We start from the raw sequence: 22,991 nt of genomic DNA, 5'->3' as shown, positions 1-22,991 counted from the left end.
CACCGATCCCACGTCCTGCGGAGCGCACCATGGCGAAGAAGACCACCGACCCGGCCAGCGGCCTGTTCACCACCCTCGGCGTCGACGTCGGCGGCACCGGGATGAAGGGCGGGATCGTCCAGCTGGGCGAGGGACCGAAGACCGGCCGGCTGGTGGGTGAGAGGTTCCGCGTCCCCACCCCGCAGCCGGCCCGCCCCGAGGCCGTGGCCGGCGTATTGACCCAGATCGTGGACGAACTGGATGCCCGCCCGGGCGCCCCGTCCCGCGCCCTGCCCGTGGGCATCGACTTCCCGGCCGTCATCCACCAGGGGGTCTGCCTCACCGCGACCAACATGGACGCCTCCTGGATCGGCACCGAGGTGGACGAGCTGTTCTCCGAGGCGCTGAAGCGGCCGGTCTCCACCGTGAACGACGCCGATGCCGCCGGCCTGGCCGAGGTCCGCTACGGCGCCGGCGCCGGCGTGCAGGGAACGGTCCTGGTCATCACCCTGGGCACGGGGATCGGGGCGGGGCTGTTCCGGGACGGCGAACTGGTCCCCAACCTCGAGCTGGGCACGATCGAACTCGACGGGGCCGTGGCCGAGACCCGTGCCTCCGCCGCGGCGCGGGAACGCGAGGGACTGGACTGGCCGGCCTACGCCGAACGGCTCCAGAGGTACTTCTCCTACGTGGAGCGCATCTTCTACCCGGACCTGATCATCGTGGGCGGGGGCATCTCCAAACGCCCGGACGACTACCTGCCGCTGCTTGACCTGCGGGCCCCGATCGTCCCGGCGGCCTTGAAGAACAACGCGGGCATCGTGGGGGCCGCGCTCTGGGCCACGGACGCGCTGGCCGGAACCGCCACCCGGCAGGCCCTGCTCGGCACCGCCCGGAAGGCCGCCGACCGGGCGATGGCGAAGGAGTCGGTCGATGGTTCGGACTCCGGGAAGGACACGGGCAGGGCCGTCCGGAAGGCGGCGAAGAAGGCCGTCAAGAAGGCGACGTAGCCACGGACCGCAGGTGGTGGCCGATGGCGGCTCCGGCTTCCCCTCCGGAGCCGCCATCGGCAGTCTCATCGCCCCGTGGGGCCTTCCGCGTCAGCGGGTGAACAACCGCGGCTGCAGGGCCGGGGTGGCGGTGTCCGACGCCGTGCCGGCGGACCGCAGGTCCTCGATGGCGCCGGCGAAGTCGTCCAGCGAGTCGAAGGCCTGGTACACGGAGGCGAACCGGAGGTAGGCCACCTGGTCCAGGCGGCGCAACGGCTCGAGGATCGCGAGCCCCACCTCGTGGGCGTCCACCTCGGCGTTGCCCGTGGCCCGGATGGTCTCCTCGACCTCCTGGGCCAGCATGGCCAGGTCGTCGCTGGTGACCGGACGCCCCTGGCAGGCCTTGCGGACACCGTTGATGATCTTGGAGCGGTCGAAGGGTTCGGCCACCCCGGACCGCTTGACCACCGTCAGGGCCGTGGTCTCCATGGTGGTGAAACGCTTCCCACAGGACTGGCATTGACGGCGCCGACGGATGGCAGAGCCGTCGTCCAACGAGCGGGAGTCCACCACACGGGAGTCCTCATGACGGCAGAAGGGACAGTGCATGACTTCCCCTTCCTCCGCCGGTGGACCACTCCATCATAGTCGGACGACCCAGTGAATAACAACCGTGCCATTACCAGATGTAGTGGTGTTCTTCGATGAGCGACACCACGGATGGGAGAGGCTGCCCGTTCCCTATTCGAGGCAGGCCGGTCCCAGCAGCACCTTGAGGTCTCCGAAGAGGGCCGGATTCGGGCTGACCCGGAAGTCGGCGCCGAGCTGCATGACCTCCATGGTGCGTGCCCCCGTCAGCTTGAGCCGGACCTCGGTGGTCCCCGGGTGGGTCTTGAGCACGTCCCCCAGGGCGGAGACCACGGTCTCGTTCGCCTTGAAACCGGGCATGGTCAGCGAGACCGGGCCGGAGTGGCCGTCCGAGAGGTCCGGGATGGTCAACTCCTGGGCGCTCAGGGAGATCGACCCGTCATCACGCCGCTGCACGCGGCCCTTGACGGCCACCACGAGGTCCTGGGCCAGCATCGTGGCGATCGGCGCATAGGCCTTGCCGAAGAACATGACGTCCATCGAGGCGCCCAGGTCCTCGATCTCCGTACGCGCGTAGGCGTTGCCCGAGCTCTTGGCGATGCGCCGCTCGAGGCTCGTGATGAGCCCGGCGATGGTGACCATCGCGCCGTCGGACGGGCCGTCGTCGGAGAGGATGTGGGTGATGGAGATGTCCGCATGCTGGGCGAGCACGCCGTCCAGCCCCTGCAGGGGATGGTCGGAGACGTAGAGGCCGAGCATCTCGCGCTCGAAGGTGAGCTTGTCGTTCTTGTCCCATTCCGGCATGTTCGGGACCTCGATCCCGAACCCGGCATCGCCGACGTCGCCCCCCTCATCCTCCAGCAGGGAGAAGAAGTCGAACTGGTTGTTGGCCTCCTGGCGCTTCTGCGCCACGGCGCCGTCCGTGGCCTCCTCGTGCACGGCCAGCAGGGCCCTGCGGGGGTAGCCGAGCGAGTCGTAGCCGCCGGCCTTGATGAGGGATTCGATGGTGCGCTTGTTGCACACGACGGCCGGGACCTTCTTGAAGAAGTCCTGGAACGAGGTGAATTTCCCCTTCTCCTCGCGGGCGGCGACGATCCCGGCCACGGCGTTGGCACCCACGTTGCGCACGGCGCCCATGCCGAAGCGGATGTCCTTGCCCACCGAGGTGAAGTAGAGGCTGGACTCGTTGACGTCCGGTGGGAGCACCGAGATGCCCATGTGGCGGCACTCGTTGAGGTACATCGCCATCTTGTCCTTGTCATCACCCACGGAGGTGAGCAGGGCGGCCATGTACTCGGCCGGGTAGTGCGCCTTCAGGTAGGCGGTCCAGTAGGACACCAGCCCGTAGGCGGCCGAGTGCGCCTTGTTGAAGGCGTAGTCCGAGAACGGAAGCAGAATGTCCCACAGGGCCTTGATGGCGGCCTCGGAGTAGCCGTGGTCGATCATGCCCTGGTGGAACCCGACGTACTGCTTGTCCAGCTCCGACTTCTTCTTCTTGCCCATGGCGCGGCGCAGGATGTCCGCCTGCCCGAGCGAGAAGCCGGCCACCTTCTGGGCGATCGCCATGACCTGCTCCTGATACACGATCAGGCCGTAGGTCGTGCCCAGGATCTCCGCGAGGGGTTCCTCGAGCTCCGGGTGGATCGGGGTGATCTCCTGCTGGCCGTTCTTGCGCAGGGCGTAGTTGGTGTGCGAGTTCGCACCCATGGGCCCCGGGCGGTACAGCGCGATGGTGGCCGAGATGTCCTCGAAGTTGTCCGGCTTCATCATCTTCAGCAGCGAGCGCATGGGGCCGCCGTCGAGCTGGAACACGCCCAGGGTGTCGCCCCGAGCCAGCAGCTCGTAGGACGCCTGGTCGTCGAACGTGAGGGACTCCAGGTCCAGGGTGAAGTCCTGGTTCATCTGGATGTTCTCGATCGCGTCCGAGATGATCGTCAGGTTCCTCAGGCCGAGGAAGTCCATCTTGATCAGCCCCAGGCCCTCCGCCGTGGGGTAGTCGAACTGGGTGATCACCTGGCCGTCCTGCAGGCGGCGCATGATCGGGATGACGTCGATGATCGGCTCGGAGGACATGATCACACCCGCGGCGTGCACGCCCCACTGCCGCTTCAGCCCCTCGACGCCCTTGGCGGTCTCGAAGACCTTGGCCGCGTCCGGATCCGTGGCGACGAGCTCACGGAACTCACCGGCCTCACCGTACCGCTGCGACTTCTTGTCCTCGATGTCCTTCAGCGGGATGTCCTTGGCCATGACAGCCGGCGGCAGGGCCTTGGTCAGGGACTCACCCATGGAGAAGGGGAAGCCCATCACGCGGGCAGAGTCCTTGAGGGCCTGCTTCGTCTTGATGGTGCCGTAGGTGACGATCATGGAGACGCGCTCGTCGCCGTACTTCTCGGTGACGTAGTCGATCACCTCGGAGCGGCGGCGATCATCGAAGTCGACGTCGAAGTCGGGCATGGACACGCGGTCCGGGTTGAGGAAGCGCTCGAAGATCAACCCGTGCTCCAGCGGGTCGAGCTCGGTGATCTTCAGCGCGTAGGCGACCATGGAGCCGGCGCCGGAGCCACGTCCCGGCCCCACCCGGATGCCGTTGTTCTTGGCCCAGTTGATGAAGTCGGCCACCACGAGGAAGTAGCCCGGGAAGCCCATCGAGAGGATGACGTCCAGCTCGTAGTCGGCCTGCTTGCGCACGTGGGACGGGACGCCGTCGGGGTAGCGGAACTTCAACCCGGTGGCGACCTCCTTCGTCAGCCACGTGGTCTCGTCCTCCCCCGGCGGGCAGGGGAACTTCGGCATGTAGTTCGCCTCAGTGTCGAAGGAGACCTCGCACTGCTCGGCGATCAGCAGTGTGTTGTCGCAGGCCTCCGGGAACTCGGAGAACAGGTCCCGCATCTGCCGCGGGGACTTCACGTAGTACTCGGTGCCGGACAGGGCGAAGCGGGACCCGCCCTGGTCGTAGGTGGGCTCGAGCAGGTTGGACCCGGACTGGATGGCCAGCAGTGCCTCGTGGGGCTTGGAGTCGTGCTCGTGCGTGTAGTGCAGGTCGTTGGACGCCACGAGCGGGATCTGCAGGTCCTTGGACAGCTTGAGCAGGTCCTTGATGACCCGCTTCTCGATGTCCAGGCCGTGCATCATCAGCTCGCAGTAGAAATTCTCCCGGCCGAAGATGTCCTGGAACTCGGCGGCGGCCTCCCGGGCCTCGTTGTACTGGCCCAGCCGCAGCCGCGTCTGGATCTCGCCCGAGGGGCAGCCGGTGGTGCCGATCAGACCCTCGGAGTAAGTGGAGAGCAGCTCCCGGTCGATGCGCGGCCATTTCGCGTAGACCGAGTCCAGGGAGGCGATCGAGCCGGCCCGGAACAGGTTGTGCATGCCCTTGTTGTTCTTCGACAGCAGGGTCATGTGCGTGATGGCGCCACCACCGGAGACGTCGTCCCCCCGCTGATGCTGCTCACCCCACCGGACCTTCGTCTTGTCCGAGCGGTGCAGCTGTCCGGGCGTCAGGTAGGCCTCCAGCCCGATGATCGGCTTGACGCCGGCATCGGTGGCCTTCTTCCAGAAGTCAAAGGCCCCGAAGAGGTAGCCGTGGTCGGTGATGGCGATCGAGTCCATGCCCAGCCGCTTCGTCTCGTCGAAGAGCTCGCTGAGCTTGGCCGCGCCGTCCAGCATCGAGTACTCGGTGTGGACGTGGAGGTGGGTGAACCCGCCGTCCTTCTTCGTTGCAGCTGCTTCCTGTGCCATATCCGTGGTGGCCGTCATGCTCCGCACTTCCCTACTGCCCTGCTTGCTACCTGCTGCCGTTCGTGCCGACAGCGTCGATCATGGTGGTCATGCTGATCGCGTCGATCATCCAGATTAGTTACTCCCCGCGCAACACGCCCAAGGCATAGACGAGGTCCTGCGGGTAGGGGCTCTCGTAGTCCACCCATTCCCCGGTCACCGGATGGGAGAACCCGAGCCGGTGGGCGTGCAGCCATTGCCGCGTCAGCCCCAACTCCGCTGCCAGCCGGGGATCGGCGCCGTAGGTCAGATCCCCTGCACAGGGGTGGCGCAGAGCCGAGAAGTGCACGCGGATCTGGTGGGTCCGCCCGGTCTCGAGCTTGACCTCCACCAGGGTCGCCCGGCCGAAGGCCTCGAGGGTCTGGTACCGGGTGATGGAGTCCCGGCCGCCCTCGAGCACGGCGAACTTCCAGTCGTGACCGGGGTGGCGGCCGATCGGGGCGTCGATGGTCCCGTTCAGGGGATCCGGCAGGCCCTGCACCACCGCGTGGTAGGTCTTCTCCGGGGTGCGGTCGCGGAACGCGTCCTTGAGCACGGTGTAGGCGCGCTCCGATTTGGCGACCACCATGATCCCTGAGGTGCCCACGTCCAGCCGGTGCACGATCCCCTGGCGCTCCGGGGCACCGGACGTCGAGATGCGGTAGCCGGCCCCGGCCAGTCCCCCGACGACAGTGGGGCCCACCCAGCCCGGAGACGGGTGGGCGGCCACGCCGACGGGCTTGTCCACCACCACGTAGTCCGGGTCGTCCGCCAGGATTCTCAGGTCCTCCACGATCTCCACCTTCACATCGAGCGGGTTCGGTTCCTCCTGGATGTCCACCAGGAGTTCGGTCCCGGCCGCGACCCTGGCGGATTTCTGCACGGTCCGTGCCGGCCCGGGCGTCCCGGCGGCACGTTCGGCCACGAGGCCGGCCGCGCACCAGGCCGCAGCCTTCGTACGCGAGATCCCGAGGGCCACGGCTAAGACCGCGTCCACCCTCCGGCCCACCTCGTGCTCCTGGGGGACGACGACGGCCTCGCCGGGTTCAGGAGTCTGCGTCACGGCCCTGCCCGGTGGCGTTACCGGCCTCGGCTGTCCCCGCGCCCTCGCCCTTCTCGGGCATTTCGCGGGTGCCGTCGAGCTGCAGTCCCCTGAACATCAGCAGGACGATGCCGATCATGGAGCAGACGATCAACGAGTCCGCGATGTTGAAGATGGCGAAGTTCGGCAAGGCGATGAAGTCGACCACGTGTCCCACACCGAAGCCCGGCGGCCTGAACAGGCGGTCCGTCAGGTTGCCCAGGACTCCACCCAGCAGTCCGCCCAGGGCCACGGCCCACAGGGTCGAGCGGACCCGGAACAACAGCACCACCACGACGACGGCCACCGCAGACTGGATGATGGTGAAAATCCAGGTGTGCTCCTCGCCGATGGAGAACGCGGCACCCGGATTGCGGATGAAGTGCCACCGGAGCAGGGGAGCCAGGACGTCCGTGACCTGCCCCTCGGTCATGGTGCTCTCGACCCAGCGCTTGGTGAGCTGGTCGAAGACGTAGCCCACGGCGAACACCAGGACGGCGATCCACGCACGATGACGCTTCGGGGCCGTTGCGGTGGTGTCCTCTGGACCGGCGGGGCGGCTGGGCTCAATGTCGGTCACGCGGTGGCGTCCTTCGGTGCGGTCCGGTGCTGTCCTGTGCCGGACAGGGATGGTGGTCGGGAACAGAAGCGGGCCGGCCATGGTGGTCCACCATGGCCGGCCCGGATCTGTGTCAGTGGGGTCGACTCGCGTCGGGCCCGGCAGGCCGGGTCGCGGGGTCAGTTCGAGGCGGTGGCCTCGTCCTGGATCGGTCCCTGGTTCTGCAGGTCGCGGAGCTGGCCCTCGATGTAGGCCTTCAGGCGAGCGCGGTAGTCGCGCTCGAAGCCCTTGAGCTGCTCCACCTTGCGCTCCAGCACCGACTTCTTCTCCTCGAGGTCGGCCAGCGTCTTCCGGGACTTCTCCTGGGCGTCATTGACCAGCCCGTTGGCCTCGGTCTGGGCCTCCTGGATGATCTCCTCGCGCTTGGTCTGGCCCTCGGCCACGTAGTCGTCATGCAGCTTCTGGGCCATGGCCAGCACGCCTGCGGCGGACGTGGCCGTGGACTCAGACGCGCCGGAGACCGGCGTGGCGGCCGCCTGGGCGGCGGTGGCGCCGGCAGCCGGGGCAGACTCGGTGACGGTGGGCTCGGAGACGGCAGCCGGGACCGCCGCACCAGCGGCAGGCGCCGCGGTGGACGGAGCAGTGTCGGGGGTGTCCTCGGTCTGGGCGGACTCGGTGGTGTCCGTGGACTCCACGGCCTCTTGGGCAGCCCCGGCCTTGACCTGGGTGTCTTGGTCCTCGGCGGCCTCAGCCGACACCGGAGCCGGAACAGCGGACTCGCCGCTTCCGCCGGACTGCAGGTCCGACACCTTGCGGCGCAGCTCGTCGTTCTCCTGGTTCAGACGACGCAGTTCGACCACGATCTCGTCCAGGAAGTCGTCAACCTCGTCCTGGTCGTAGCCTTCCCGAAATTTCGTCGGCTGGAACCGCTTGTTGACAACATCTTCCGGCGTCAGAGCCATGTGGTCACCCCAATACGTATTTGGTCTGCCCTCGAGGGGCAACGGTCTTCTTGTGGCCACCCGCATACAGGTCTGCATGCCGAGGCCACACTGTTCTTCAGGCTACCATCAGCCCAACGTGCCCACGGCAAGGGCAGCGACGATGGACTTCAGCAGGACGACGACGACGAAGAGGATCAGGAACGCCACGTCGATGCCGATTCCGCCGAGATTCACCGGCGGGATCTTGGACCGGAGCCAGCGCAGGGGCGGGTCGGTCACGGTGTACACGGTGGATGCGACCATCAGCAGGATGCCCTTCGGCCGCCAGGAGCGCGCGAAGGACTGCACCACGTCGAAGACGATCCGGATCAGCAGCAGGAACTGAACCAGTGCCAGGACAAGGTAGAGAAGGGAGAAGATCAGGGTCACGGCAGCCTATTCCACACCGTCATGCTCCCGGCAGGGAAGCCCTGCCGGTGCGGTGTCAGCTCTGGTTGAAGAAGTGGGCCTGGTCTTCGGTCTCCGAGGAGTCCTCGCCCAGGACCTGGACGGTGGCCGGCGTCAGCAGGAACACCTTGTTGGTGACGCGCTCGATGGAACCGTGCAGGCCGAACACCAGGCCGGCGGAGAAGTCCACCAGGCGCTTCGCATCGGCCTCGCTCATGTCCGTCACGTTCATGATGACCGGGATACCCCCGCGGAAGGACTCGCCGATGAGCTTGGCGTCGTTGTAGGAACGCGGGTGCACGGTGGTGATCTGTCGCACGGCAGGGGCCTCTTCCCGGGACTGGGTGGCCCGCTTGATGGGGGTGACGGGTGCCCGGTACTCACGCTCGACCGGCTGGGGGTGGGCCGCACGCATCGGCTGGGGGCGGTCCTCCCGGACCTCGTCCTCCCAGTCGTCGGCCGGCTCAGCGGTCTCGACGGGGGCGTGGCGCTCGGCCCGCTCCTGCCGGCGGGGCTGTTCGGCCGCCCGCTGGTCTTCCTCGTACTGCTCCTCGCCATCGGCGAGCCCGAGGTAGATCATGGTCTTCTTCAGTGCACCAGCCATCGAACATCCTCACCGTGTGGAATCCGCCCGGCCTGCTCCGGGCCCTGCGTCGTCCGCTGTCGAAGCAGACACCTTCGAGGTTAACCCACGTCGGGGCGCGGCCCGAGGACATCAGTGCCGATCCTCAGGTGTGTCGCTCCGGACGCCACGGCCTGTTCCAGGTCCTGGCTCATGCCGGCCGAGATCCAGGTGGCCCCCGGATGGGCTGCCGACACCACTCCGGAGATCCGCCGGAGGAGATGGAAGGCCGGCACAGGGTCCAGCCCCACGGGTGCCACCGCCATGACACCACGGAGCCTGAGCCCCTCGGCCTGGGAGATCGCGGCCGCCAGCGCGGACACCTCGTCGGGATGGGCGCCACCCCGCGACCCGATTCCCGCGGGGCGGTCCTCGGCGGACCGGCCGTCCAGGTCCACCTGGATCAGGCAGTCCATCGGCGGGCGCATCGGCTCCCCCGCCTCGCGACGTCGCCCCTGCTCCCGGTCCATCGCCGAGGAGAGCGCCTCCACGAGGGAGACCCGGTCCACCGAGTGCACTGCCGAGGCGTAGCGCACCACGTACTTGGCCTTGTTCGACTGCAACTGGCCGATGAAGTGCCACTCGAGTCCGGCCTCGGCCAGGTCGGCGACCTCGGCGGCCTTGCCTCTGGCCTCCTGGTCGCGGTTCTCGCCCACGTGGCGCACGCCGCAGGAGTGCAGTCTGCGCACGTCGGCTGCCGGATGGAACTTGGTGACGACCACCAGGTCCGGGGTGTCCTGCCGGCCGGCCGCGGCGACCGCCGCGGCGATCCGGCGGTGCACCGCAGTCAGGCGTCGCCCCAGTTCCGCCGTGCGCTCGTCCTGCGGGCGGTCCGTGTCCGTCATTCCGGTGTACTCATCCTTCGCTGCCTTCGCTGCCTTCACTGCCCTCACCAGGGCTTGTGCCCTGCCCTTCCTCGCGCCGCCACACCAGCCCGATGAACCGCCCTCGGCCGGGATCACGTCGATGTGAGAAGAGCCGCGGATCCTCCCGGGTGCAGACCGGGCTGCGGTGCACCGCGACGCCGAGCGATTCCAGCACGGCCTGGGCTCCGGCCGGCAGGTCCAGTGCCGGAGTCCCCCATGTGGTCGTGGAGTGGGTGGCGGGGATCTGAGCGGAACCGTCCAGACGCATCTGCTCGGGGACCTCGTAGCACCGGCCGCAGATGGCCGGGCCGATCCAGGCCTGGATGTCTCCCGGCTCGTGGCCGGAGCCCTCGCGCCGCATCATCTCCACCGTGTTCTGCAGGATTCCGTCGAGCAGGCCCCGCCGGCCGGCATGCGCCACCGCTGTCGGACCCGTCAGGGGGTTCGCGCCGCCGGCCCCTGGCCCGGACGCCCCGGCACGGCCGTCCCTGCCGACGGCTGCGGGCGATTCCACGGAGCGGCGGGATGCGAACACCACGGGCAGGCAGTCCGCCACCATGATGGCCAACGGATCCCGGCCGGTCGGGCTGATGAGGGCGTCGGCTTCCTCTGCAGCGGGCGATTCACCCCAGCCGCGGCCGGCAGCCGGCACCACCCGCGCCGAGTGCACCTGCGTGAGGTATTCGGTGCGTCCGGACGGAACGCCCAAGGCGGCCTCGACCCCGCGGCGGGACGCCCGGACCCGCTCGCGTGAGTCCCCTGCGCCGCCGTCGCCCCCCGTGATGCTGCCGTCACCCTTGTTGCTCTTGCTCCCCGCTGCAGGCGTACCGCTGACATGGAAGGCGAGATTGCCGGCGTCGACGCTGGTGAAGGCCACCTCGAGGCCGGGGCCGGGATGGGCCCGGAACAGGAACGGACCGGCCGGGGCCGTCATGGCCCCGGCCGGTCGCCGGTTGTCGCTCACGATGCCTCCGGCACGGTCGTCGCCCGGTGACTACTTCAGGAAGTCGGGGACATCGAGGTCGTCACGGCCGGCACCGGACAGGTCCGGCTCGACGACGGTCGGCAGGTCCTGCTGGGCGGGCTCGGCCTTGTAGCCGGAGGTCTCGGGCTGCGGCGCGGCCTCCTGGGCGGCCGGGACGGGCTGGTTCGGAACGGGCTGGTGCGGCACCTGCGCCGCACCGTTCTGGGCCGGCAGCCCGGACTGCTGGCCCTGCGGCTTGGTGCCGGTGTTGAAGCCGCCGGACGGCGCGGAGGTGGCATCGACCTGGTCGAAGCCGGCGGCGATAACCGTGATGCGGGCCTCGTCGCCCAGCGCGTCGTCGATGACAGCGCCGAAGATGATGTTCGCCTCCGGGTGGGCGACCTCCTGGACCAGGCGGGCTGCTTCGTTGATCTCGAACAGGCCCAGGTCGGAACCGCCCTGGATGGACAGCAGCACGCCGTGTGCGCCGTCGATCGAGGCCTCCAGCAGCGGGGAGGCGATGGCCAGCTCGGCCGCCTTGACGGCGCGATCCTCACCCTGGGCCGAACCGATGCCCATGAGGGCGGAGCCGGCGCCCTGCATGACGGACTTCACGTCCGCGAAGTCGAGGTTGATCAGGCCCGGAGTGGTGATCAGGTCCGTGATGCCCTGGACACCGGACAGCAGGACCTGGTCCGCGGACTTGAAGGCGTCCAGCACGGAGACGTTGCGGTCCGAGATGGACAGCAGCCGGTCGTTCGGGATGACGATGAGGGTGTCGACCTCGTCCCGCAGGGCGTCGATGCCGCTCTCGGCCGAGCCGGCGCGGCGGCGGCCCTCGAAGGTGAAGGGGCGGGTGACGACACCGATGGTCAGGGCGCCGAGCGAGCGGGCGATGCGGGCGACCACGGGAGCACCGCCGGTGCCGGTGCCGCCGCCCTCGCCTGCGGTCACGAACACCATGTCCGCGCCGCGCAGGACCTCTTCGATCTCCTCGGCGTGGTCCTCGGCGGCCTGGCGGCCGACCTCGGGGTTGGCGCCGGCGCCGAGGCCGCGGGTGAGCTCGCGGCCCACGTCCAGCTTCACGTCGGCATCACTCATGAGCAGCGCCTGGGCGTCCGTGTTGATGGCGATGAACTCCACGCCGCGGAGTCCGACGTCGATCATGCGGTTGACGGCGTTCACGCCGGCGCCGCCGATGCCGACGACCTTGATGACGGCCAGGTAGTTCTGCGGTGCTGCCACGGTATTTGTCCCTTGCTCGGTGTCTGTCTGTCTTGGTACCCGGTGGTGACGGTGACGCCCAGCGCGCGTCCCGGCCACTCAGGTTGGCTTAACGTTCAGGTTGAAGGTTATTGTTATGTCAACCTGTCTTCTGGTTGAAACGTTATGGTGCTGGCGGCGTTCGTGCAAAGACCCGCGTCCGGTGTGTCGCCGTGGCGTCCCCAGCTGACGCTGAATCCGGACGTCACCGGGTCACGGGCCGGTCCGGCGTGGAGACGTCGAACTCCCGGATCGGCGCCTCCTCGTCCTCGGGAACGTTCAAGAGGGCCTCGAGGACCTGGGCCTTCCGGGCCCCCTTGTCCGCGTTGCCCCAGAGGACCGTCCTGCCGTCCGTCAGCTGGAGGGTGACCGAGTCCACGGTCTCCGCGGAGGCTGACTCCATGCGGGTGCGGATCGGCTCGGGCAGCGTACCCAGGACCGAGGTGATCGCGTCGAAGACCTCGGGATCGCTGACATCCTCCGCGCTGGACACGCTGGGCAGCTGGAAGGTGGAGGCCCGCTCCCCGGACAGGGTGGCCAGGGCCTCCCCGCTCGCTGAGTACAGGACGTGGCTGTCCCCCTTCGGAACCATGGCCACCGGTTGATGCTCCACGATCTCGACCGACAACGAGTTGGGGGGCTCGGCATGGACCCGGACCGTGTCCACGGCCGGCTCCCCGCCCACCAGGTCCTCAACGGTCCGCTGGCCGACCTGCGGCAGCGGCTCCCCGATGACCGGCTCCAGCAGCTCCTCGGCACGGCTCTGCTCCAGGAGGTCCGTCCCGGTGACCTTGATCTGCTGGATGGCCAGCACCGGGGAGAAATACAGCACCGCGCCGAGGATGCCCAACAGCACCAGGGCACCGGCCCCGCCGATCAACCACACCCTGCGGTGCCGCCTACGGGCCTGTCCCTGCGTCTCTGGGAACTCGACCACATTGTCCGCGGGCCGGGCGGTGTCCTCAGAAGCAGAAGAAACTGAAAAAGCCGAAGCACCAGCCTGGTCCGACGTAGCCGACGTGGCCGGTCTGCTGGTGGGGGTCCTCTCGTCTGTCACGCGCGTCCCGCCTGTCCTGTCAGGGCCGCCAGTACCGCACCGCCCTGGGCCGTGACGTCCCCGGCCCCCATCGTGAGGATGACGTCACCGGGCTGTGCCGCGGACACCAGGGAGGCGACGGCGGCCGGCGCGTCCGCGGGCACGGTCGTCGACCCCGGCAGTTCCGTGCGGACCCGATCGGCGATGAGCGAGGAGTCGACGCCGTCGATCGGCTCCTCCCGCGCCGGGTAGACCGGCAGCACCCGGACCCCGTCCGCCGCCGAGAGCGCCGCGGCGAAGCCCTCCGCGAAGTCGCGGGTGCGCGAGAACAGGTGGGGCTGGAAGAGCACGTGGACGCGGTTCCCGCCGGCCACGGTCCGTCCGGCGGCGATGGCGGCGGCCACCTCGGTCGGATGGTGGGCGTAGTCGTCGAAGACCCGGACTCCGGCGGCCTCGCCGCGGTACTCGAAGCGGCGTGCCGTGCCCCGGAAGGCCTCGAGCCCGCGCGCCGCGGCACCGACGTCGAGGCCGGCGTGCCGGGCGGACAGGAGTACCGCTGCCGCATTGAGCGCGTTGTGCCGCCCGGGCACGGCCAGGGTCAGGGCCGTCGTCGTTCCATCCGCCCACCGGTACGTGAGCCGCTGTCCGGTGCCACCGGACAGCTCAGCCAGCGCACTGTCCACCAGCACCAGGTCATCGGCCCGGGCGGGGTCCGATCCATAGGTGGCCACCCTGGGCGAAGGACGGCCGTCGACTGCTTCGGTGCGGGCCCATTCCGCGGCATCTCGCGCGCCGGCGTCGTCCGCGCAGGCCACCAGGACGCCCTCGGGGGGCAGGAGCCGGATGAAATCCCGGAACACCTCGGTGACGGCCTCCACCGAGCCGTAGAAGTCGAGGTGGTCGGCCTCCACGTTGGTCAGGATGGCGATCTCCGGGCGGTAGTTCAGCAGGGTGCCGTCCGATTCATCGGCCTCGGCGATGAACCACTCGCCCCCGCCGGCCATGGCATTGGTGCCCAGCCCGGCCACGGCGGCCCCGACCGCGAAGGTGGGGTCGGCGCCGGCGTCGGAGAAGGCCATGGCGGCCATGGAGGACGTGGTGGTCTTGCCGTGGGTGCCGGCCACGGCAAGGACACGGTGGCCGGACATGGCCGCGGCCAAACCCTCGGAGCGGTGGAGCACCGGGATCCCTCGATCCACGGCGGCGTCGTACTCGGGATTGCCCGGGCCTGCGATGGAGGAGGCGATGACGGTGCCCACCGCTCCCCCGCCGTCCTGGGCGAGGAGGTCGAGGTGCGTGGCGTCGTAGCCCACGAAGACGGTGGCTCCGGCCGTCTCCAGTTCCCGCATGACCGGCAGGTCCTTGGCGTCCGTTCCCGAGATCTCGACGCCGAGCTGCTGCATGATCCGGGCAATGCCGGAGACGCCCACCCCGCCGAGGCCGAGGAAGTGGACCCGCCCCAGCTCGGCCAGGGCAGGGGGCATCGATGCGGCTGACGGGGGTTTCACGAGGCGTCTCCCGGGTGGTTGCTGGAGGAAGAGGCGGCGGCCCGGCCGGCGGCCTGAAGGACGAGCCTCGCCATGGTGCTGTCGGCGTCCCGGATGCCCCTGGCCTGGGCCGCGGCGGACATGGCAGCCAACCGCGCGGCACTCTGGGCGAGCGGGATGAGTTCACGCCGGACCCAGTCGGGGGTGAACGCCTCATCCCGGACCATCAGGGCTCCGCCGGCATCCACGAGCCCGCGGGCGTTGAGGGCCTGCTCCCCGTTGCCGATGGGCAGGGGGACGAGGACGGAGGGCAGACCCACGGCGGCGAGTTCGTGCACGGTGCCCGAGCCGGCCCGCGCGACGATGAGGTCCGCGGCCGCGTAGGCCTGTTCCATCCCGTCGAGGTACTCACGCTGGTGGTAGCCCGCAGCGGAGACCGGGGTGCCGTCCTCGCTCAGGACCTGCTTGTCCCGCCCGGTCAGGTGGAGCACCTGGAGGCCGGCGGCGGAGAGGCCGGGCAGCGCGGCGGCGATCGTCCGGTTGACGTGGAGGGCGCCGGATGATCCCCCGGTCACCACCACCGTGGCGAGCTCGGGGTCCAGGCCGAGTGCCCGCCTCGCCTGGGCCCGTGACGCGTCCCGGTCCAGCGTGGAGATCTCCCGGCGCATCGGCATGCCGACGCACTGGGCCCGGGGCAGGACGGTCTCCGGGAAGGCCGTGGCCACGACGGCGGCCTTGCGGGCGCCGACCTTGTTCGCCAGGCCGGCCCGGACATTGGCCTCGTGGATGACCAGCGGCACGCCCCGGCGGACGGCGGCCAGGTAGACGGGGGTGGAGACGTATCCGCCCACCCCGACCACCACGTCCGCACGGCGGCGGTCCAGGATCTCTCCGGCCTGGGTGACGGCCCGACGCAGTCGCAGGGGCAGTCGCACGAGGTCCATGGTGGGCCGGCGGGGCAGCGGCACCCGGTCGATGGTGTCCAACTGGTAGCCGGCACCCGGGACCAGCCGGGTCTCCAGGCCCGAGGCGGTTCCGACCATGGTGCAGTGCACGCCCGGATTCCCGTCGTCGCCGGCCGTCGTCACGTCCGCACCTGCGGTGTGCATCTCCTCGAGGGCGCGCGCGATCGCCAGCATGGGACTGACGTGTCCGGCGGTCCCGCCGCCTGCCAGGACGACGCGGAGCGGTTCGGTCATGATCGGGCCTTCTTCCAGGCGCGGGCGGCGCCGACAGGTGTTGTGGGCGGTACGGAGCTTCCGGAGGCGGCGGTTGTTGCGGTGTTGGCGGCGTGTCCTGCAGCTGCTTCCTCCTCCTGGCGCTGCTCGCGGGCGAAGGCGAGCACCACGCCGATGCCGGCCAGGACGAAGGTGAGCGCCGAGCCGCCATAGGAGATGAAGGGCAGCGGGACACCGATCACCGGCAGCAGCCCGGTGACCATGGCGATGTTGATGAAGGCCTGGCCGACGATCCAGATGAGGATGCCGCCGGTGCAGATCCGGACGAAGAGCGAGGTCGAGCGGCGCGCCACCCGGAACAGGCCGATGGCCAGACCGGCGAACAGCCCGATCACGAGCAGGGTCCCGGCCAATCCGAGCTCCTCCCCGAGGATGGTGAAGATGAAGTCGTTCTCCGCCTCCGGGATGTAACTCCACTTCTGGCGGGACTGGCCCAGTCCGACCCCCCACCAGCCGCCCGACGCCAGCGCGAACATGCCGTGGTCCGGCTGGTAACAGGGCTCCGTGGGGAACTCGCAGTTGCCCAGCCAGGCCTGGATGCGGACCGTGCGGTTCGCGGACGTCAGGGCCATGACGACGGCCGCGACCGCGCCGAGGCCTCCGGCGATGAGGAAGTAGCGCAGCTTGGTGCCGGCCAGGAACAGGACAGCGGCCATGATCATCATGATCACCATGGCGGTGCCGAGGTCCCGGCCGTACATGATCAGGCCCAGCAGGATGGCGCCCACCGGGAAGATGACCGGGACGATCGAGTGCTTCAGCTGGCCGACCAGCTTGGCCTTGCGCTCAAGGACCGCGGCGGCCCACAGGGCCAGCGCCAGTTTGGCGGCCTCGGAGGGCTGGGCGGTGAACGAGCCGATCTTCAGCCAGTTCTGGTTACCGTTGACCTCGTGGCCGAGGGGTGTCAGCACGAGGGCCAGCAGGAAGATCGCCAGCAGGATGGCGGGCCAGGCCAGGGACCGCAGGCGGTCGGTGCCCAGCCGGGAGAGGACGAACAGCACCGCGAAGCCGACGACGGCGAATATCGCCTGCCGGATGAACAGGTCATAGGACCCGGTGAATTCCCCGATGTTCTCCACCGAGGAGGACGAGAGCACCATCACCAGGCCGATGACGGTCAAGGCCGCGGCGCAACCCAGGATCAGGAAGTACGACGTGCGGCTGGAGCCCTGGCCTTCGAGGAATCCCCAGGCCCGACGCCACACGGGCGGGTGGGGTGTGGTCACCATGCAAGGGCTCCTTAGCTGCCCAGCCCCTTGGCTTCCATGAGGCGGGCGACGGCGTCGATAAAGGCGTTTCCTCGGTCTGCGTAGGATTCGAACTGGTCCATGGACGCCGCTGCCGGCGCCATCAAGACGACGTCCCCGGGCCGGGCCACCGCATTGGCTTCACGGACCGCTGCGGCCATGGCCTGATGGCCGTCCGAGGGGTCTGTTCCAGTGTCCCGCACGGCGGTGGAGAGAACCGGGATGTCCGGCGCGTGTCGCCGCAACGCCCCGGCGAGTTCGGCGGGATCGGCGCCGATGAGCACGACGGCGCGAAGTCGGCCGACATGGCGGCTGACGAGCTCGTCATAACTCACACCCTTGGGCAGGCCGCCGGCGATCCACACCACGTCCGTGAACGCCGCCAGTGATGCGTCGGCCGCATGCGGGTTGGTGGCCTTGGAGTCGTTGATCCACAGCACGTCATCGGCCTGGGCCACCAGCTGGATCCGGTGGTCGCCGGGCCGGTAGGCGCGCAGCCCGTCCCGGACCGCCTCGGGTGGCACCCCGATGGCGCGGACCAGTCCGGCCGCCGCCAGGGCATTGGCGACCTGGTGCTGTGGTGCGATCGGTCCGAGGTCCTGCAGCTGGCCGAGCTCCAGGGCCTGGGTGGCCCGGTCCGCCAGGAAGGCGCGGTCCACGAGGAGACCGTCCACCACACCGAGCATGGACCGCCCCGGGGTGTCGGTGGTGAAGGAGATGGCCCGGCAGCCCTCCTGGACGTCCGCCTCCTCGACCATGCGCATGGTCAACGGCTGCTCCTCGTTGAAGAGGCAGGCGAGGCGGGTGTGCTCGTAGATCTTGGCCTTGTCCGCACAGTAGGCCTCGAAGGAGCCGTGCCAGTCGACATGGTCCTCGGCGAGGTTGAGCACCGCTGAGGCGGCGGGCTCGATGTGATGGGTCCAGTGCAGCTGGAAGCTGGAGAGTTCCACGGCGATGGTGTCCCAGCCCTCGGGATCTCGGATCGCGTCGAGGATGGGCGTGCCGACGTTGCCGCACGCGATGGCCCGCTGTCCGGCAGCCAGCAGCATGGACTCGACCATGCCGACCGTGGTGGTCTTGCCGTTGGTTCCGGTGACGACCAGCCAGTCCGCGGTCTTGCGTCCGGCCCGTTCGCGGACCCGCCAGGCCAACTCGACGTCGCCCCAGATGGGGATGCCCGCCGCGGCGGCGGCCGCCAGGAGGGGCTGGTCGGGCCGCCACCCCGGGGAGGTGACCACGAGTTCGGGGGCCAGTCCGCCGACGTCGGGCACCACGGCCGTGTGCCGGTCCCCCAACAGCACGTCCTGCACGCCGACGATCTTCAGGGTGTCCGCCTTGGCCCGGTGTTCCGGGCTGTCCCGGCCGTCCACGACCACCACGTGGGCGCCGAGCTCGGCCAGGGTGTCCGCCGCGGCGAAGCCGGACAGGCCCAGGCCGGTGACGACGACGCGTAGGCCGGCCCACTCGGCGTCCCAGCTCGTGAGGGTGGCCAGGTGGTCGGAGGGGTCCGTTCGGGGCTCCCCGGTCACTGGGTTCACGGGGCTCACTGGGACAGCACCCATTCGCCGTAGAACAGGGCGATTCCGACGGCCACGCAGAGCAGACCGATGATCCAGAACCGGATGACCACCGTCACCTCGGCCCAGCCCTTGAGCTCGAAGTGGTGCTGCAGCGGTGCCATCAGGAACACCCGCTTGCCGCCGGAAAGCTTGAAGTAGCCGACCTGGATGATCACCGACAGGGTGATGAGGACCATGAGCCCGGCCAGGACGACCACCAGGAGTTCGGTCCGGGACATGATGGCGAAGCCGGCGAGGGCCCCGCCGAGGGCGAGCGAGCCGGTGTCCCCCATGAAGATCTTGGCCGGCGCGGTGTTCCACCACAGGAACCCGATCAGGGCGCCGGTGAGGATGGAGGCCAGCACCGCCAGGTCCATGGAATCGCGCACCTCGTAGCAGCCGGCTCCCGCGCTGGTGACCCCGCACGACTGGTTCGCCTGGAACAGGGTGATCAGCATGTAGGCGGCGGTGATCATGGCGGTGGCGCCGGTGGCCAGTCCGTCCAGTCCGTCCGTCAGGTTCACGGCGTTGGTGGTGGCCGTGGTGATGAGGTTGGACCAGACCACGAAGAGGATCACGCCGAGGACCGGCCCGGCGAAGGCCAGGTCGATCGGCAGGTCCCGGACGAAGGAGATGGCGGTCGAGGCAGGGGTCAGCCCACGCTCGTTCGGGAAGTTCAGGGCCAGCACGGCGAAGGTGATGCCGACGACGGCCTGCAGGATGATCTTCGCCCAGGGGGTCAGGCCGAGCGAGCGCTGGTTGGAGATCTTGGTGAAGTCGTCGAGGAAGCCCACGAAGCCCATCCCGACCATGAGCAGCAGCAGGATCAGGGCCGAGGCGGTGACCCCGGCATTCTCCAGCTGCAGGCCGGACATGATCCAGTGGGTCAGGAAGTACGCGAGCACGGTGGCGACCACGAAGACCGTTCCGCCCATGGTCGGGGTGCCCCGCTTCGTCGCATGCGAGGTGGGGCCGTCATCGCGGATGAACTGGCCGTACCCCTGGCGGACCAGGAACTTGATGAACAACGGCGTGCCGATGAGCGTCAGCACGAGCCCCAGGAGGGCACCGATCAACAGGCCTATCACTGGCTCTGCTCCTTCCGGTCCCCGGTGGTCGGGACATCCATGGGGCCGGGACTGACCGGACCCTGTGCGAGCCGATCGCCCAGATCGCCCAGGCCGGCGCCGTTAGAGGACTTGAACAAGACGATGTCGCCCGGAGCGAGCTTGCCCTGGAGCAGGGTCTCGGCGGCGTCGAGATCCTCGGCGAAGTCGACCTCGTCACCCCACGATCCCTCGTTCACCGCGGAGGTGTAGAGCGGTCGGGCGCCGCGGCCGACGACCAGGAGCTGGCTGATGTTGAGCCGGACCACAGCGGTGCCGATCGCGGTGTGCTCGCGGATGCGGGCGTCGCCGAGCTCCAGCATCTCCCCCAGCACCGCCCAGGTGCGCCGCCCCGTGGACCGGCCCATCATGGCGAGGGTCTGCAGGGCTGCCCGCATGGACTCGGGGTTCGCGTTGTAGGCGTCGTTGATGATGGTGATGCCGTCCGGGCGGTCGGTGCGCTCCATCCGCCGGCGGCTCGTGGGGCCGGCGCCGTTGAGCGCCGCGGCGATGGCCTCCACAGAGAGGCCGGCTGCCGCCGCAGCGGCCGCGGCCGCGGTGATGTTGGAGGCGTGGTGCCGCCCGATGAGGCCGGAGGCCACGGGGTGGGGCTCGGCACGGGTGCCCGCGCCGAGACGCAGGTCGAACTGGGGCCGCTCATCGGCGTTCGTCGTGAGGGAGTCGGCCAGGGCGGAGAACGCGGCACCACCTGTCTCGAGGTCCGCGTCCACCAGCGGGAAGGAGCCGTCCTCCACGGAGAACCAGACCACGCGACCCTGGGTACGGGCGGCCATCGCGGCCACGCGCGCATCGTCACGGTTGAGCACGGCGAAACCATCCGACGGCAGGGACTCGACCAGTTCGCCCTTGGTCCGGGCGATGTTCTCGACCCCGCCGAACTTGCCGGCGTGGGCGGAACCGACCATCAGGACGACCCCGATATCGGGCTTGACCATGGAGGAGAGGTATTCGATGTTCCCCACCTCGTCAGCACCCATCTCAATCACGAGGTAACGCGTGTCCAGGGCGGCTCGGAACACGGTGAGCGGCACGCCGACCTCACCGTTGTAGGAGTTCTGCGGCGCCACCGTGGGTCCCGCGGTCGCCAGGATGGTGGCCAGCAGGTCCTTGGTGGTGGTCTTCCCGGCTGAGCCGGTGATGCCGATGACCGTGGTCGGCGAATGCTCACGGATCCGCTGCACGATGTGCGTGGTCAGGCGGCCCATGGCCAGCACCACGTCGTCCACGATGACGGCGGGATCCGGCCGGCCCTCGGCATCCGCGGTCTGACGCTCCGCCAGGATGAGCGTGGCTCCGGCGGCGCGGGCAGCGGGGATGAAGTCATGCCCGTCGGCATGTTCACCGGGTTTGGCGATGAACAGGGTCCCGGCGGCGGCCTCCCGGGAATCGGTGGTGGCGGAGTCGACCGTGGCACCGGGCGGCACGGAGGCAGTGAGGGTGCCTCCCGTGGCCTCGGCGACGGCTGTTGCGGTGAGTTCGATCATGACCCGTCAACTTTACGTCCGAGCCCATGAGAATCCGATGAGGGACCGAAGCCGTGCCGTGCCAGGGCGGCCCGCAGTTCCACCCGGTCGTCCAGGGTCACGTCCACACCGTCCATGTCCTGGACGGTTTCATGGCCGCGGCCGGCCAGCAGCACCGTGTCGGCTGGTGTGGCCAAGGACACGGCCAGGTCGATGGCGTCCTGGCGCGGCGCGGCCTCGTGGACCTCGACCCGACGGCCGGTGCCGGCAGCCTGTCGGGCCGCTTCCCGCACGCCGGTGAGCACCTCGGACCGGATGCCCGCAGGCTCCTCGCTGTGGGCGTCGTCATCGGTGACGATCACGACGTCGGCCCGCTCGGCCGCGATGCGACCCATCACCGGGCGCTTGGCCCGGTCCCGGTCCCCGGTGGCGCCGAAGACGAGGATCGTCCGTCCGGTGGTGTTGCCGGCCGCCTGGCGGGCGTCCCGGACGGACTCCAGGGCTCGCACCATCCCGTCAGGGTTGTGGGCGAAGTCGACGATGCCGTCCGGTGACTGGCCGACGACTTCCATGCGCCCGGGCACGGCCGTGGCGAAGGGCCCCTGGCCCACCGGCATGTCCAGCACGCGGGCCACGGCATCCCACTCGGTGCCGGGCAGGGATTCGAAGACCATGACGGCCGCCAGCGCCGCGTTGGCCACGTTGAAGCGGCCGGGCAGCCCGGTGGAGGCGGTGACGCTGCGGCCGCTGGGGGCATGGAGCAGGGTGAACCGGTACCCGAGGCCGATGGCCTCGAGGGACGTGACGGTCCAGTCCGCGCCCGTCAGCGGCGCGCCCCCGTGGTCGGCCGCAGGCCCCAGGGACAGGGTCGCGACGGGGCAGCCGGCGGCAGCGGCCATCCGGGTCCCCCAGGTGGCGCCGTCACGGTCCGGGGCATCGGGACCGCCGTCCAGGGTGATGACGGCGCGGCCGGTCCGTCGGGCGTCGAAGAGGGCCGCCTTCGCGGCGAAGTACTCCTCCATGGAGCCGTGCAGGTCCAGGTGGTCCTGGGTGAGATTGGTGAATCCGGCGACCGCGAAATGCAGGCCCGCGACCCGTCGGTAGCTGATGGCGTGGGAGGAGACCTCCATGGCGGCCGAACTGACCTGTTCCTGGCGCATCATCGCCATCAGCGCGTGCAACTGCGTGGATTCGGGCGTGGTCAGGCTGCTCGGGACCGTACGTCGTCCGGCTCGGATCTCGATGGTGCCGATCACGCCGGTGGTCTCCCCCCACGCCTCCAGCAGCGAGGTGAGGAAGTAGCTCGTGGTCGTCTTGCCGTTCGTGCCGGTGATCCCGTACATCCGCGGGCCCACCCCCGCATTCCGGTAGATGGCCGCGGCAGCCGGCCCGACGGCGTCGCGCACGTTCTGCACCACCAGCACCGGGGTGCCGGTGGGCAGGTGACCGGCCAGCTGTGCCCCCTCCCGGTCCGTGAGGAGTCCGGCGGCCCCGGCCGCCACGACGGCGGCGGCGAACTCGGCCCCGTGGCGGTTGGCACCGGGGACGCCCACGTAGAGGTCGCCGGTCCGCACCGCACGGGAGTCCATCGCGATCCCGGTGGGGCCGGGCTGTCCGGGCAGTCCGACTTCCACTCCGGAGAGTTCCACGGGCAGGCCGGAGCGGTTGAGCGCCTCGATGAGGTCGTTCCAGTCCAGCGGGTCCGTGTGGTCCGGACGGAAGGCAGCATCCTGCTCGGCAGGCGTCAGGGGTGAGGTCATGGTCGGGCAGTCCCCT

General features: G+C 69.5%; 18 protein-coding genes and 1 pseudogene. 1 reads left to right on the top strand and 18 read right to left on the bottom strand.

Annotated elements, in window-relative coordinates; all coding sequences use genetic code 11:
• Positions 1-29: 29 nt before the first annotated feature.
• Positions 30-815: pseudogene (gene ppgK / locus ACFFIO_RS12045) on the top strand (polyphosphate--glucose phosphotransferase); the annotation flags it as partial.
• A gap of 264 nt (positions 816-1,079) precedes the next feature.
• Here ppgK and nrdR read toward each other — a convergent pair.
• The 18 genes from nrdR to ACFFIO_RS11955 all read right to left on the bottom strand — a co-directional run bounded on the left by nrdR (position 1,080) and on the right by ACFFIO_RS11955 (position 22,975).
• A complete protein-coding gene (gene nrdR, locus ACFFIO_RS12040; RefSeq protein ID WP_159551341.1) occupies positions 1,080-1,577 on the bottom strand; it encodes a transcriptional regulator NrdR in 498 nt (165 codons plus the stop codon).
• Between the two features lie 132 nt (positions 1,578-1,709).
• A complete protein-coding gene (dnaE, locus tag ACFFIO_RS12035; protein WP_378042073.1) occupies positions 1,710-5,312 on the bottom strand; it encodes a DNA polymerase III subunit alpha in 3,603 nt (1,200 codons plus the stop codon).
• Between the two features lie 100 nt (positions 5,313-5,412).
• The gene (locus ACFFIO_RS12030) at positions 5,413-6,375 is read right to left on the bottom strand and encodes an RluA family pseudouridine synthase (protein WP_378042071.1); all 963 of its coding nucleotides are present in this window, start codon (positions 6,373-6,375) and stop codon (positions 5,413-5,415) included.
• Complete coding sequence (gene lspA / locus ACFFIO_RS12025; protein WP_378042069.1) at positions 6,359-6,973, bottom strand: signal peptidase II; 615 nt, start codon at positions 6,971-6,973, stop codon at positions 6,359-6,361. The genes ACFFIO_RS12030 and lspA overlap by 17 nt, the downstream gene beginning before the upstream one ends.
• 158 nt (positions 6,974-7,131) lie before the next feature.
• The gene (locus ACFFIO_RS12020; protein WP_378042068.1) at positions 7,132-7,914 is read right to left on the bottom strand and encodes a DivIVA domain-containing protein; all 783 of its coding nucleotides are present in this window, start codon (positions 7,912-7,914) and stop codon (positions 7,132-7,134) included.
• 108 nt (positions 7,915-8,022) lie between these two features.
• On the bottom strand, positions 8,023-8,325 hold the full coding sequence (locus ACFFIO_RS12015; RefSeq protein WP_115931479.1) for a YggT family protein: 303 nt from the start codon (positions 8,323-8,325) through the stop codon (positions 8,023-8,025).
• Positions 8,326-8,380: 55 nt separating this feature from the next.
• Complete coding sequence (locus ACFFIO_RS12010) at positions 8,381-8,947, bottom strand: cell division protein SepF (RefSeq protein WP_378042066.1); 567 nt, start codon at positions 8,945-8,947, stop codon at positions 8,381-8,383.
• Positions 8,948-9,027: 80 nt separating this feature from the next.
• Positions 9,028-9,810: a YggS family pyridoxal phosphate-dependent enzyme gene (locus ACFFIO_RS12005; RefSeq protein WP_378042064.1), complete on the bottom strand. Its 783-nt coding sequence runs from the start codon at positions 9,808-9,810 to the stop codon at positions 9,028-9,030.
• 10 nt (positions 9,811-9,820) lie between these two features.
• Positions 9,821-10,795 carry a purine nucleoside phosphorylase YfiH/LACC1 family protein gene (locus tag ACFFIO_RS12000; RefSeq protein ID WP_378042062.1) on the bottom strand — a complete coding sequence of 325 codons (975 nt, stop codon included), beginning with the start codon at positions 10,793-10,795 and terminating at the stop codon, positions 9,821-9,823.
• A gap of 30 nt (positions 10,796-10,825) precedes the next feature.
• A complete protein-coding gene (gene ftsZ, locus ACFFIO_RS11995; RefSeq protein ID WP_378042060.1) occupies positions 10,826-12,040 on the bottom strand; it encodes a cell division protein FtsZ in 1,215 nt (404 codons plus the stop codon).
• A gap of 223 nt (positions 12,041-12,263) precedes the next feature.
• Positions 12,264-12,944 (bottom strand): cell division protein FtsQ/DivIB, encoded by a 681-nt coding sequence (locus tag ACFFIO_RS11990; protein ID WP_378042059.1) that lies wholly within the window; start codon positions 12,942-12,944, stop codon positions 12,264-12,266.
• A gap of 167 nt (positions 12,945-13,111) precedes the next feature.
• A complete protein-coding gene (gene murC / locus ACFFIO_RS11985; protein ID WP_378042208.1) occupies positions 13,112-14,578 on the bottom strand; it encodes a UDP-N-acetylmuramate--L-alanine ligase in 1,467 nt (488 codons plus the stop codon).
• A 20-nt stretch (positions 14,579-14,598) separates the two neighbouring features.
• Positions 14,599-15,780, bottom strand: coding sequence for an undecaprenyldiphospho-muramoylpentapeptide beta-N-acetylglucosaminyltransferase (gene murG, locus ACFFIO_RS11980; protein WP_378042057.1), 1,182 nt, complete (start codon positions 15,778-15,780; stop codon positions 14,599-14,601).
• Positions 15,777-17,048, bottom strand: coding sequence for a putative lipid II flippase FtsW (gene ftsW / locus ACFFIO_RS11975; RefSeq protein ID WP_378042055.1), 1,272 nt, complete (start codon positions 17,046-17,048; stop codon positions 15,777-15,779). Before ftsW ends, murG begins: the two co-directional genes overlap by 4 nt.
• Before the next feature lie 11 nt (positions 17,049-17,059).
• Positions 17,060-18,628 (bottom strand): UDP-N-acetylmuramoyl-L-alanine--D-glutamate ligase, encoded by a 1,569-nt coding sequence (gene murD / locus ACFFIO_RS11970; RefSeq protein ID WP_378042054.1) that lies wholly within the window; start codon positions 18,626-18,628, stop codon positions 17,060-17,062.
• Positions 18,610-19,713, bottom strand: a complete 1,104-nt coding sequence (gene mraY, locus ACFFIO_RS11965; RefSeq protein WP_378042052.1) for a phospho-N-acetylmuramoyl-pentapeptide-transferase — start codon at positions 19,711-19,713, stop codon at positions 18,610-18,612. Before mraY ends, murD begins: the two co-directional genes overlap by 19 nt.
• Positions 19,710-21,236, bottom strand: a complete 1,527-nt coding sequence (locus ACFFIO_RS11960) for a UDP-N-acetylmuramoyl-tripeptide--D-alanyl-D-alanine ligase (RefSeq protein WP_378042051.1) — start codon at positions 21,234-21,236, stop codon at positions 19,710-19,712. The genes mraY and ACFFIO_RS11960 overlap by 4 nt, the downstream gene beginning before the upstream one ends.
• Positions 21,233-22,975, bottom strand: coding sequence for a Mur ligase family protein (locus ACFFIO_RS11955; RefSeq protein WP_378042049.1), 1,743 nt, complete (start codon positions 22,973-22,975; stop codon positions 21,233-21,235). Before ACFFIO_RS11955 ends, ACFFIO_RS11960 begins: the two co-directional genes overlap by 4 nt.
• Positions 22,976-22,991: the final 16 nt, after the last annotated feature.

Origin of the sequence: Citricoccus parietis (assembly GCF_042433045.1) — a bacterium.
Lineage (GTDB): Bacteria > Actinomycetota > Actinomycetes > Actinomycetales > Micrococcaceae > Citricoccus > Citricoccus parietis.
This window is presented reverse-complemented; position numbering and strand designations above follow the sequence as displayed.

Excerpts from the sequence above, each read along its gene's own strand:
- murD (WP_378042054.1), bottom strand. The coding sequence starts at position 18,628 with ATGGGTGCTGTCCCAGTGAGCCCCGTGAACCCAGTGACCGGGGAGCCC.
- nrdR (WP_159551341.1), bottom strand. The coding sequence starts at position 1,577 with ATGCACTGTCCCTTCTGCCGTCATGAGGACTCCCGTGTGGTGGACTCC.
- dnaE (WP_378042073.1), bottom strand. The coding sequence starts at position 5,312 with ATGACGGCCACCACGGATATGGCACAGGAAGCAGCTGCAACGAAGAAG.
- murG (WP_378042057.1), bottom strand. The coding sequence starts at position 15,780 with ATGACCGAACCGCTCCGCGTCGTCCTGGCAGGCGGCGGGACCGCCGGA.
- ACFFIO_RS12020 (WP_378042068.1), bottom strand. The coding sequence starts at position 7,914 with ATGGCTCTGACGCCGGAAGATGTTGTCAACAAGCGGTTCCAGCCGACG.
- ACFFIO_RS12010 (WP_378042066.1), bottom strand. The coding sequence starts at position 8,947 with ATGGCTGGTGCACTGAAGAAGACCATGATCTACCTCGGGCTCGCCGAT.
- ACFFIO_RS11955 (WP_378042049.1), bottom strand. The coding sequence starts at position 22,975 with ATGACCTCACCCCTGACGCCTGCCGAGCAGGATGCTGCCTTCCGTCCG.
- ACFFIO_RS12005 (WP_378042064.1), bottom strand. The coding sequence starts at position 9,810 with ATGACGGACACGGACCGCCCGCAGGACGAGCGCACGGCGGAACTGGGG.
- murC (WP_378042208.1), bottom strand. The coding sequence starts at position 14,578 with ATGCCCCCTGCCCTGGCCGAGCTGGGGCGGGTCCACTTCCTCGGCCTC.
- ACFFIO_RS11960 (WP_378042051.1), bottom strand. The coding sequence starts at position 21,236 with ATGATCGAACTCACCGCAACAGCCGTCGCCGAGGCCACGGGAGGCACC.
- ftsW (WP_378042055.1), bottom strand. The coding sequence starts at position 17,048 with ATGGTGACCACACCCCACCCGCCCGTGTGGCGTCGGGCCTGGGGATTC.